Consider the following 11,682-nt stretch of genomic DNA (forward strand, 5'->3'; position numbering starts at 1 on the left):
CTCACGTTTTACGCCCGCTTTGTGGAACGGCACGGGATGCCCTGGGTGGTAGGCGAGGCCCCGGCGCAGGCAAAAGAGCCGGAAAAGCGGGACATGGCGCGCGGGCTTTCACGCATGGTGCAGGATGCCGTGGCCGTCATCCCGCACGGGGCGAATGTCAAACTGGAGAGTGCCGGGCAGACGCAGGGTGCGATTCATGAGGACTTTCTGGCCAGGCAGGACAGGGCTATCAGCAAGGTTCTCATGGGGCAGACGCTGACCATTGAAACCGACGGCAAGAACAGTCTGGCGGCCACGGAAGCGCACAAGAGTGTGGCCGATGACCTGGCGGACGCGGACAAGGCCATGGTCACGGACGCCTGGAACGAGATCGCCTGGCTGTATGCTCAGGTCAACGCAGGGCCTGGCGTTTTTGCGCCACTGGCAGAGTATGACGAACCCGAAGATTTGAACGTGCAGGCTGACCTTGGCAAGAAAATCCGGGAAATGGGCGCGAAGTTCACGCGGGAATACTTCACCGGTCGTTTTGGCCTCAAGCCGGAGGAGTTCACGCTTGAGGAGGAAGCCAAGCCGCCGATGGAGGGAAACGCGGATTTTTCAGCTCCGGCGGACAGGGAAACACTGGCCGACAAGGCTCAGAAAGAGCTTGACGCGGCCATAGGGAAGTTGTTGCCCTCCACGCTCCGTGCCAGCACGGATTTTGTCACGGAAGTTGAGAATGCGGTCAGGGAGGCAAAGAGTTTCGACGAGCTGGAAGAAGCTCTGGCGGAACTGCTGGCCCCCTCCATGAAGCCGGACGAGCTGGAAAGGTTCCTGGCCCGCGCCATGACGGCGGCTGCCGGACACGGTGCGGGAGCCGTGCGTGGAGAAGAGGAAGAGGATGACGCATGAAGCTGCCGGGCTGGGAAATCATTGACGAAGGCGTCACGCCGGAAGCCGCCATAGCCTGGTGGAAGCAACGAGCCAAACTGACGGATGCGGAAGCCAGGGCATTGACGGAAGGCGCGAGACAACGCGCGTTCTATGTCACAGGACTGGCACGGCGTGACCTGGTGCAACTGGTGAGCGACGGCATCCAGGCCGCGCTTGAAAACGGGGAAACACTGGACTCTTTCCGGGAACGCATCACGGATGCCATACGCGCGGAAGGTTGGCACGACCGGCGCGTAGAACTCATATTCCGAACCAATATGCAGTCGGCATACGCCGCCGGACGCTGGAAAAAGATTCAGGCGGTCAAGGCGTCCCGCCCCTATCTGCAATATGTGGCGCGCATGGTCCGTACCCGGCCAAGCCATGCCATTCTGCACCGGCTTGTCTATCCCGTGGATCACGAGTTCTGGAAAACGAACTACCCGCCCAACGGCTTCCGTTGTCATTGTCATGTGGTGACGCTTTCTTCCAGGCAAGTGGAAAAGCGCGGTCTGACGGTACAGAAGGAGATGCCGAAATCCGGCGTCTGGAAGGACCCGAAGACCGGCTATGAGTATTTCGTGCATTTTCCCGGTGCGGACAAGGGCTTCCGTGGCAATCCGGGCATGGACTGGCTGGACGGCCTGGACCTCAAAAAGTACCCGGACCTGAACAAAAAGAGCTATGCGGAACAGCGCGGCCCGGCTTCGACAACTTCCGATACCGTGGAAAAAGCCCTCGGAATCAGGAAAGGTCCGCCTATGGACTACAGGGAAGCGGCGGAAAAGGCGAACCCCAATTTTCATGTGGATACGGCATATCAAATCAACTGTCAGCGCTGTGTTCCGGTCTATGAATTACGACGGCGGGGATATCCTGTAACGGCTATGCCAAAACGAAACCAGTATGACGGGAAGGCAAATGCCTGCCTTTATGGCTATGAGTGCTTCGATTCTCCGCAGGTCAAAGGGGTCTGGGGAAGGCATCCGGTTTTGAATAAAACGGACTTGCTCAAGGCTCTGAAAGACTTGCCAGATGGCGCAAGGGTAGGCATAATATGGGCGTGGCCGGGAAAAAGTCGCAGCGGACACACGACGGTTTGCGAAAAGATAAACGGCAAGCTGGTTTTCATGGATCCGCAAACGGGTAAAATCGGTGATGAGACACTCGGCAAGGCACACAGGAGTTTTGGTTATTCCTGGTACAGGATGGATGACCTGGAGCTGAATCAAGATATGGACTGGGCACAAGTAGCCAGCAAGGAATAAGCCATGACTGAAACAGAAGCAAAAGACCTTGTTCGACAGCGATTGTCGCAAGATATAGATGCGGACTATCCCAAGCTCTGGGTCGGCAATACTTTTGCGGAAACACCGGATACTTTCATTATTGAAGGGGCCGTCTATTCCGATAAAGAAAATCGAGATGATGGCTATGTGCTTTGCGCCGTACACAAAGCATCAGGCAAGTGCGGGCTTGTCCTGCCGCCGCCTGGTCCAGCCCTGGAAAGAGAGTCTTTTGAAAGTTTTTCCTGGGATGGTAGCTGGGTAATAGTCTAGTGCGTTGGAGAGCCGCCGAAAGGCGGCTTTTTTGTTGTCCATCAAATTCTTTCTAGTATTCTCATTTATCGTGCGGAAAAGACGACGCGGAAGGCGTCTGAAAATAGTTCGCATGGAACGCGCCCTTTCCGGGCGGAGCCCCTGCTTTCCTGTCATAGTGACGGAAACAGGGGCTTTTTTTCATGGACAACAAATGGATCGAGATAGCCCGCACGGGGACATTTACGGACAGCTCCGGGCGCGAACAGACGTTTACGGCGGGAGACCTGGACGCCATAGCGCGGAGTTACGATCCGCAAAAACGGGACGCGCCGCTCTGTTTCGGGCATCCGCAAAGCGACAGGGCTCCGGCCTTCGGCTGGGTGGACCGGCTGAAAAGCGAAGGCGGCAGGCTGTACGCCAGCTTCTCCCAGGTGCCGGACGAAGTTCGGGACCTGGTGGCTAGGGGGCGCTACCGGCATGTGAGCATGAGTCTGATGCCGGACCGGGTGAGCCTGCGGCATGTGGCGCTTCTGGGAGCGGCGCAACCGGCCATAGACGGGCTGGCCGCTGTGGAATTTGCAGACGGCGGCGACGCCATAACCGTGGAATTTGCCGCCCCGCGCGGCGAAGGAGACAGCATGAGTATTGAGGAACTGCAACGGCAGGTGGGTCAGCTCACGGCGCAGCTTGAGACGCTGAAAGCGGAAAACGCGAGCCTGAAAAAGCAGGCTGAAAGCAGCAAACAGGATAAGGAAAAGGCCGAAAGCGCCAAAGCCGACGCGGAAAAGAAGGCGAACCAGGCGCACGCGGACTTTGCCGCCTACCGAGAAAAGGTGGAAGGCGAGCGTCGGGAGGCGCGCGTTTCCGAGCTGGTGAAAGCCGGGAAGGTGAAGCCCGCCGAAAAAGCCTCCGTTCTGGACTTTGCGGCCAAGCTGGCGACGCAGACGGGAACCGTGGACTTTGCGGCCCCGGACGGAAAAACGGAAAGCCTGAGCATGGAAGAACGCTATTTCCGCGAACTGGAAGCACGCCCCGTGGATGAACGGGCTTTCGACTTTTCCGCGCCTCCGTCCCATACAGGCGGCGAACCCGGCTTTGATTACGCCAAGATGGCGGCCAAACTGTAGGAGGATACGCCATGAATGAAGGGCATCTTGGAACATTCAGTTTCGGCGGCGAACGGGCCGCCACGGACAACCATCCCGCGATCATCCATCATCTGCCGCTTTCGGAAGACGTGACGGCCTCCCTTGCCGTGGGCACGCTGCTGAAAGCCGTGGACGTGTACGGTGCGAGCGCCGCCATAGGGGAAGAAAGCAGCGGCGTGACGGGAGCCAGCGTCGATGCCGCGACTTTTGCGGCCAAGGTAGGGAGCAAGGTCGGCACCTATGTTTTTTCCTACGACTCGGAATGGAAACTTTCGGGGCAGTCGGCCACGCTTTCGGAGTACGGCGTGACGCCGGAAGGTTCGCCCTCTTCCGGGGATACGCTTACCGTTACGCTGGTTCTGTCCGACGTGCTGTACACGCCTTTCAAGTATGCGGACACGGCGGAGCCGTGCGCCGTGGTGGACCTGCCCTGCGACCCCACCGGGAAAAACGGAGAGAAATCCGCCGCGTGCGTGGTACACGGCACGGTCAAGGCGCGTGTTCTGAAGACCGGGGACGGCCAGGTTCCTACCAATGGCCAGCTTGCCTCCCTTGCGCGGCGCGGCGTGTTCGCCGTGTAGTCTAAAACAGTCTAACAGAAAGGAATCATTATGCTTGCGCATCTGAAAGGACTTTTTACGCCGGATGCCATTGCGGCATCGCTGGAGTCGCTGCCGCCGCTGGAAACCACGGTCATGGACAATCTTTTCAAAGACAGACCCACGCATCCGCTGCCGCTTATCGGTATTTCCGAGCTGAAAGCCGTGGTGCAGTCGGTTCCGGTGGTGCGGCGTGACGGTACGCCCGTTTCGTTGAAGGGCGAAAGCGTGGACATGGAGTTCGTGGCCCCGCTGCCCATCAAGGTGCAGATTCCGGTATCAGCCAGCGAGCTGAACGACTTGCGCGTGCTTTTCGGGAACAAGGCGGCGCTGACGGCCTGGCGCACGCGCAAGGTGGATCAGATCCGCCAGACCGTGCGCAATACCGTTGAGGGTATGTGTTCCGTGGTGGCATCCACGGGCAAACTGACCTGGCCCGTGGACATGGAAGGCGGACGCCGTGAAGTCTATGAAATCGACTACGGCCCGCTGCTTTCCTTTGAACCTGCCGCGAAGCTGACGACCTCTTCCAAAGTTTCGGACGTGTACCGACTGCTGCGAGGCATGGAGCAGGAAGTGAAACACGCCGGGCTTGGCGGAAGCGTAGAGTTCTGGGCCGGTCCTGACGTGGCAGCCGTGCTGCTGGACATTGTGGAGAAGTACACGTCCACGGCGGAAAGCAAGCCGTACCGCCTGGAGCTGAAAGACGGGCGCGCGGAAGTGGGCGGTTACACCATCCGCTTCATGGATGAAACGTATCCGAACCCGGAAGACGACGGGGAATGGCTGCCCAAGCTGGAGCCCAAGACCCTGCTGGCAGTGGCGAAGAATCAGCCCGGCAAAGTATGGTACTGCGCCATTGACTCCATTTCGGCCAACAACGCGGCCACGCCGCTGCATATTGTGCCTGTGCCCCGCCAGGACGACAGCGGCATCATGCTCATCGGACAGGCGAAGCCTCTTCCGGCGCGTCCTTCGCGGGCGAGCTGCAAGGCGATAGTGGTCGATTAGCGAGAAAACGCCCTGAGCGCCCCGGAGAGGCGTTTTTCTTTCCGGGGCGGGCGTGGGGAAGGAGAAAGTTTTTAGACTATTCTAAAACTATTCCAAAACGCGAGGAAAGGGTATGTCCGCTTTCCGCTTCCCCTCCATGAGGAGATCCGATGCTGTTATGCCGTAGAGAACATATCATCGACCTGCTGCACGCAAAATATGTGGCGGCCTGCGAGGAGCAAAACCCCGGCCTTGTGGAGCGCACCATCGAAGCCGTATCCGGGGAGGTAAGCGACGCGCTTTCCTATCGCTATCCGCAACCCTGGCCGTATGTGCCGGAACTGGTGCGTTACATCACCGCCGTCATCAGCGCGTACCGCGTAGTGGAAGGTATCACGTCCCTGGTGGATACGGAGGAAAGCGGGGACAACGAGTGGATTCCCCTGCAAAAACAGTGGAAGTATTGCACGGACCTTCTGGAAGACATTGTTTCCGGCAAACAGAAGCTGCCGCTTTCGGAAGCGAACCCGGACCGGGAAGACCCCACCTTTGCCGTGGTGAGTCGCCCGCCGCTGTTTGATTTGCGGGGGCTGTGATGGCGGCGCGCAACGGCGTTTCCCTGAACTGGGGCGGCCTTGACCGGGCATTGGAAACGGCGGGCCGCGGACTGGAATCACGGCGGCTGGCGCTTATGGAATTGGTGGGCGACACGCTTTTGTCCGGCACGCATGAACGCTTTGACGCGGAAGAAGACCCGGAAGGCAAAAAATGGGAGCCCTCGGCACGGGCACGCGAGGAAGGCGGCAAGACGCTGGATGACAGCAGCGCGCTTCGTGACTCCCTGGATTACCTTGCACTGCCGGACAGAGTCATGGTGGGCAGCAATCTTCCTTACGCACGCATTCATCAGAAAGGTGGCAAAACATCCCCGCACGTTATCAGGCCCAAACGCAAGAAGGCGCTGGCTTTCGGAGGAATCGTGCGGAAGAAGGTCAATCATCCGGGATCGGACATTCCGGCCCGTCCGTACCTTGGCGTTTCTGAAAAAGATATGGACGAGGTTCGCGCGGTCATGGCCGATTTCATGAAAAACGCCTTCTCCCGGTAGGAGGAACACGAATGCAGGCATTTGCAACGGAAGTCATTACGCGAGCGGCGCTGGCGGCGGGCTTGCCGGAAGGCCGCGTCATGGCGGCGGTGAAAAAGGACAATTTGACCATAGACCGTCCTCGCGTGGAAATGCAGTTCCTGCCGGAAAAGTACACACGCACAGGGCGCAAGCTGGGGGTGAGCCGGGAGACGGTGAAAGGCGAGGACGGCACGGAAAAGCTGATGCTGGTGCGCAAGCGGGAGCTGTATGTGGTGGAACTGCCGGTAAACGTCAACGTGCTGAGTGAAGACCGGGAATGGCTGGAGCGTTTTTCCTATGCGTTTGTTGCGGCGCTTCCGCGCGGCGGCAACGACAGCCGGGGCAACTGGGTAAAAATCCAAGTGCGGAAGGCGACGTTTTCCCGCCCGCCGGACAAGCGCGTGGGGGATGCGGTCATAGAAGTTTTCACCAGGGCGAGCCGCCTTTTTGTACTGACATTCACCGGACGCATCACCACGGAGGAAAGGGAGGACCTGATCCCATCCTTTACTATCAATCCTCATATCAGAAAAGCATAAGGAGGCCGGAATGGCTACGAAAAAGAAGATGAACGAGGAAGTCCAGGCTCCCGAAGTCGGGATGACCACGGAGCAGACAATGGAACAGACTGTTCCCGAAAGGGAGGAAGAGCATGTCGAAGAAGCGCGGGAGCAGACGCCGGAAACAATGGAAGCGACGGAAGCGCCCGCTGATACGGAAAAAGATGTGGCGTCTGCCAAGAAAAACGTCGGACCGGCGCTGGAAAGTCTTTCCGTTCTGGCGGACCGGCACCGTGTGCCTTCGTGGCAGCAGGCGGCGCTTCTGCGCTTTATGGACTGGACGGACGACAAGCTGGTAAGCGATGCGGCATACCGCGCGGCACTGGAAGAGCTGAAATACCGCCGTATCGGTGGCGGACGGAGGTAACTATGGGCGACGTACTTACCTATCTTATAGACGGCACGTCCGGGCTTGCGCCGGGCGGCGTGGACGGCAAGGCCATTGTGGCGGGCGTATGCTCCAAGGGAACCGTGGGCAAGGCGTATCTCATCGGCAAGCGCACTAACCTTGAAGATATGCTGGGCACGGGGCCGTTGGTGGAGCATGTACGGGACATGCTTGTCACGGGCGGGCAGGAACCTGTCATCGTGGCCGTGCCCGTACAGGGGCAGCAGGCGGGCTACATCAGCGATGCCGTGGTCACAGGGAGCGAGGTGACGCCCCAGGTCTCCGGTGTGGCGGCGAAGAATGCGGATATCGTGGTAAAGGTCGAAACACCCGGCGCCATCGGTACGGCCACGCTGAAGATCAGCACAGACGGCGGAAAAACCTTCGGAGAAGCAAGCCCCTCTTCCGAACAGGTAGTCATCGGCACCAGTGAAGACGCGACCGGAGCCACGCTGGTATTCCCGGAGGACGCGGAGCTGGAAGCCGACGCGGAATACGTCGTGACGGTACGCTGCGCCGTGGGTCCGGTCAGCCGTGTGGGCGATGAAGACAGTCCGCAGGTGACGGTTGCGGCGGAGAAAGGCGGCGTGCTGGCCGGGGCTGAGCTGGTGATCCAGATTGTCAAAGGCGGCGGCCTGAACACGGGCACTTATCAGATTTCCACGGACGGCGGGGATAATTTCGAGCGTGAGCGTACTATCCCTGTGGATGGGAAGCTGACGCTTTCGGATTTCGGCGTGACCGTGACGTTCCCGGACGGGAGCTATACGGCGGGCACCACCTACGAATGCCGCCTGCTGGCTCCCACTCCGTCCATCATGGACGTGATGGACGCCCTGGAAAGCCCGCTTGCCCTGTATGATGTGGAATTTGTCCATATCGCCGGGGAGACGGATTCCGTGGACTGGACAGCGGCGCAGACCAAGGCGGAAGAACTGTGGAACCTGCAACGCCCGACGTACTTCAAGATGGAGACGCGCCTTCCGCGCGACGGTGAAGACCTGAACGACTTTGCCGCATATCTGCTGGCGGAGAAACAGGGCTTTGCCGGTCGGTTCGTTACCGTCTGCTGCCAGTACGGAGAAGTCACGGACAGCACGGGAGCCAGCCGGCTGCGCAACGCGGGCGGTTTGCAGGCCGGGCGCGTGATGTCCATTCCCGTGCAGCGGGCCACGGGCCGCGTGAAGGACGGACCGGTATCGCAGCTTTCCCTGCCGGAAGGATGGGAAGCCGTGCAGAGCACGCTGGAAGATGCCGGATATCTGACGGCGAAGAAATACGCCGGGCTTGACGGTGTGTATTGGGGCGATTCCCGCACCATGGCGGACGCCACCAGCGATTACCGCTACGAGGAAGTGCTGCGCACGGTGTTCAAGGCCGTGCGGCTCATGCGCGTGGCGGCGCTCAAGAGCATGTACGACGAAGCCGGGGACCCGCTGCGCCCGGATTCCGCCACGGGACTGGCGTATTTGCAGGCCAGCCTTGAAAACGCCTTGGATACCATGGTCAAGGCCAACCCCAGGGAGCTTGCGGCGTATGTGGTGGACATTGCCTCCGGTCAGGACATAGCCAACAACGGCGTAGCCGTGGACATTACCCTGATAGGCATTGGCATCATCCGCCAGATCAAGCTCTACCCGCGCTATGTGTACGCGGGTTCCACCTTCGACCCGCGCATGGCCGCATAAGGGGGCATCATGGCAATCAACGGACGCAACTACGACTGGGAAGACATGCACGTCGTGCTGCCCAGCGGGGAAGCCGTGGGCATTACGGAAATCAAGTATTCCGACGGTCAAAGTATTGAAGCGCGTTACGGACGCGGTGCCGTGCCGCGCGGCTGGGGCCGTGGCAACTATGAGGCTTCCGGCTCCATGGTGCTGGACCGTGACGAATGGGAAATCTTCAAGAAAAGCCTGCTGGGCAACGGCGGTCTGTATGACCACACGCCGTTCACCATCATTGTGGCCTATGCCAACAACGACATGGGCACGGTGGTGGACACCTTGAAAAGCTGCAAGATTACGAAGTTCGACGGCGGCGGGGCCTCCCAGGGCGACGACAACGCCAGCCCCATTTCCTGTGAGTTCACTATCCTGGAGCCTATCCTGTGGAACGGCACGGCAGCCAAGAAGGAAACGTCGTCCCTGGCCTGATTTTCCGTTCAAAAACTGTTCGCATGGAGCGCGTCCTTTCCGGGCGCGCTCCTTTGTTTTGTGCCATGCTGGAGGAAACACGGGCAATCCCGCCCGCAGCAACATCAAGGAGTTTTCCATGTCTCAGCTTGAAAACCGCAAGTATGTTTCCTTCTCGCACACCTTTTCCGACCCGTGGTCCGGGGAAAACGCGGAAGAGGCGCAGGACGTGACCCTTTCCTTCCGCTTTGCCAAGCCCACCAAGCTGCAAATCCAGCGTTTGCAGGACAAGGCGGCGAAAAACGCCGGGCAGGCGTCCCGCAATTTGGTGCTGGATTGCGTTCATCCCGACGACAAGCAGGCGCTCACGGACGCCATGGAAGAGTATCCCGGCATCGCCACCAGCTTTGCCACGGCCATCATCAAGGGCGTGGGCATTTCCGCCGAACTGGGAAACTAGCGCCGCCCCCGGATGCCTTCGGGCAGGGGGACGCGCTGATTCTTCACTGGCTGCACTGTGCCCCGTCTGAGGACATTACCGAATGGCGGGCACAGGTAGGTCAGGCTGCGTGGATGGAAGAGCGCTATTTCACCACGCTGGCCCGCATGATTCACGGCAACAGGCGCGGAAGTTCCGCGCGGAAGAAGTAAGATGGAAGTTTTCAGCGTATTTGCCACGTTGTCCCTGGTGGACATGATTTCCGGCCCTCTGGACCGGGTACGGCGCGCCATGCGAAGCGTGGAAGGCGGCGTGGCGACGCTGGGACAGCGCATGGGCAATCTTGCCCTGGCCATGGCTCCGGTGGCGCTTGCCGCCGGAGTCATGCTGGGGGCGTTCGGCATGGCGGCGAGCAAGGCCATGGCCTTTGAATCGGCCATGGCCGACGTGGCGAAGGTGGTCAACTTCGAGACGCAGTCCGAATTTCAGGCCATGAACAAGACGGTCATGGATATGGCCGGACGCATTCCCATGGCGGCGGACGGCATAGCGGCCATTATTGCCGCAGCCGGGCAGTCCGGGGTGGCCAAGCAGGACCTTGCTGAGTTCGCGGAACAGGCCGCGAAAATGGGCGTGGCCTTCGACCTTACGGGCGATCAGGCGGGCAAGATGATGTCCGACTGGCGCGCGGGTATGAATCTGACATTGCCGCAGGTTTATTCCTTGGCCGACGCGGTGAACCACCTTTCCAACAACATGAACGCGACGGCTCCGGCGCTGGGTGAAGTCATCCAGCGCGTGGGCGCGGTGGCCATGGTCTGCGGCCTGTCGGAAACGAAGGTGGCGGCGCTCGGCGCGGCCTTCCTTTCCGCCGGGGCCAGCCCGGAAGTGGCGGCGACGGCGCTCAAGAGCTTCACCACCACGCTGGTCAAGGGCACGGCCATGAGCAAGGACCAGGCCGCCGCCTTTGCGTCCATCGGCCTGTCCGCCACGCAACTGGCAAAGGACATGCAGACCGATGCGCAGGGAACGATTTTCAAGGTCCTTGAAGCCATAGCGGCCAAGCCCAAAGAACTGCAAATGTCGCTGCTCACAACCATGTTCGGGCAGGAGGCGCTGGGCAGTATCGCGCCGCTTCTGCAGAACATGGGCAATCTCTCTCAGGCGTTCGAGCTTGTGGGGGACAAGGCCAACTACGCCGGTTCCATGCAGGCGGAGTTCGACACACGCAGCAAGACCGTTGCCAACACGCTGCAACTTCTGTCCAACAAGCTGACGAATCTTGCCATATCTGTGGGCAACGCCTTTCTGCCGTCCATCGGCTGGGCGGCGGAGAAGCTGGGCGTATTTGTGGACATGCTGCGGGCCGCAGCCGAGACCAGGGCAGGACAATGGTTGCTGCAACTGGCCGGGGCCATGGGCACGGCGCTGGTGGTGCTGACGGCGCTTTCCGCGTCCATGTGGTTCTTTTCGGCTTTGCCCGCCATGCTGGGCAAGGCCCTGCTGCCGCTGAAAACGGCGCTGCTTGGCCTTGGCGCGCCGATATATGCCGCCATTGCCGTGCTGGGGCTGCTTTATGCCGCATACCGTACCAACTTCGGCGGTATGGCGGATTACCTGCACGAATGCTGGAACAAGATCACGTTGACGGTCAAGGGCGTGCTTTCCGTGTTCCAGACGCTCAAGGACGGCAGCGGAGAAATCCGGGGCGAACTGGCCACGCAAATCAAGGCCGCCGGACTGGTGGGGCTTGTGACCACGGTTTCCCGCGTGGTGTACCGTATCCAGGCGGTGTTCAAGGGATTCAGCAAGGCGCTTTCCAATGCCTTTGCGCGCATCGA

General features: G+C 60.0%; 14 protein-coding genes. All 14 read left to right on the plus strand.

The features are described from left to right. On the plus strand, positions 1-891 hold an 891-nt coding region (locus DESPIG_RS06630), incomplete at its 5' end, for a phage portal protein family protein (RefSeq protein WP_006006596.1). Beyond that, positions 888-2,180, plus strand: a complete 1,293-nt coding sequence (locus DESPIG_RS12865; protein WP_006006598.1) for a phage minor head protein — start codon at positions 888-890, stop codon at positions 2,178-2,180. The genes DESPIG_RS06630 and DESPIG_RS12865, both read left to right, overlap by 4 nt. A gap of 3 nt (positions 2,181-2,183) precedes the next feature. Continuing rightward, a complete protein-coding gene (locus DESPIG_RS13745) occupies positions 2,184-2,471 on the plus strand; it encodes a hypothetical protein (RefSeq protein WP_006006599.1) in 288 nt (95 codons plus the stop codon). A 182-nt stretch (positions 2,472-2,653) separates the two neighbouring features. After that, positions 2,654-3,580 (plus strand): phage protease, encoded by a 927-nt coding sequence (locus DESPIG_RS06640; protein ID WP_006006601.1) that lies wholly within the window; start codon positions 2,654-2,656, stop codon positions 3,578-3,580. Positions 3,581-3,591: 11 nt separating this feature from the next. Continuing rightward, positions 3,592-4,182, plus strand: coding sequence for a hypothetical protein (locus DESPIG_RS06645; RefSeq protein ID WP_006006602.1), 591 nt, complete (start codon positions 3,592-3,594; stop codon positions 4,180-4,182). A gap of 30 nt (positions 4,183-4,212) precedes the next feature. Beyond that, on the plus strand, positions 4,213-5,211 hold the full coding sequence (locus DESPIG_RS06650) for a major capsid protein (protein WP_006006603.1): 999 nt from the start codon (positions 4,213-4,215) through the stop codon (positions 5,209-5,211). 149 nt (positions 5,212-5,360) lie between these two features. Then, positions 5,361-5,786, plus strand: coding sequence for a phage protein Gp36 family protein (locus tag DESPIG_RS06655; RefSeq protein WP_006006604.1), 426 nt, complete (start codon positions 5,361-5,363; stop codon positions 5,784-5,786). Further along, on the plus strand, positions 5,786-6,298 hold the full coding sequence (locus tag DESPIG_RS06660) for a phage virion morphogenesis protein (RefSeq protein WP_006006605.1): 513 nt from the start codon (positions 5,786-5,788) through the stop codon (positions 6,296-6,298). Before DESPIG_RS06655 ends, DESPIG_RS06660 begins: the two co-directional genes overlap by 1 nt. An 11-nt stretch (positions 6,299-6,309) precedes the next feature. Then, positions 6,310-6,858, plus strand: coding sequence for a hypothetical protein (locus DESPIG_RS06665; RefSeq protein ID WP_006006606.1), 549 nt, complete (start codon positions 6,310-6,312; stop codon positions 6,856-6,858). Positions 6,859-6,868: 10 nt separating this feature from the next. Next, positions 6,869-7,246, plus strand: coding sequence for a hypothetical protein (locus DESPIG_RS06670; RefSeq protein ID WP_006006607.1), 378 nt, complete (start codon positions 6,869-6,871; stop codon positions 7,244-7,246). 2 nt (positions 7,247-7,248) lie between these two features. Then, a complete protein-coding gene (locus DESPIG_RS06675; protein WP_006006608.1) occupies positions 7,249-8,955 on the plus strand; it encodes a DUF2586 domain-containing protein in 1,707 nt (568 codons plus the stop codon). Positions 8,956-8,964: 9 nt separating this feature from the next. Further along, positions 8,965-9,423: a hypothetical protein gene (locus DESPIG_RS06680; RefSeq protein WP_006006609.1), complete on the plus strand. Its 459-nt coding sequence runs from the start codon at positions 8,965-8,967 to the stop codon at positions 9,421-9,423. 118 nt (positions 9,424-9,541) lie between these two features. Continuing rightward, complete coding sequence (locus tag DESPIG_RS06685) at positions 9,542-9,862, plus strand: DUF6848 family protein (protein WP_006006610.1); 321 nt, start codon at positions 9,542-9,544, stop codon at positions 9,860-9,862. A gap of 192 nt (positions 9,863-10,054) precedes the next feature. Then, the coding region (locus DESPIG_RS06690; RefSeq protein WP_006006612.1) for a phage tail tape measure protein at positions 10,055-11,682 on the plus strand (1,628 nt) is incomplete at its 3' end.

The organism is Desulfovibrio piger ATCC 29098, assembly GCF_000156375.1.
In the GTDB taxonomy this organism is placed as follows: domain Bacteria; phylum Desulfobacterota; class Desulfovibrionia; order Desulfovibrionales; family Desulfovibrionaceae; genus Desulfovibrio; species Desulfovibrio piger.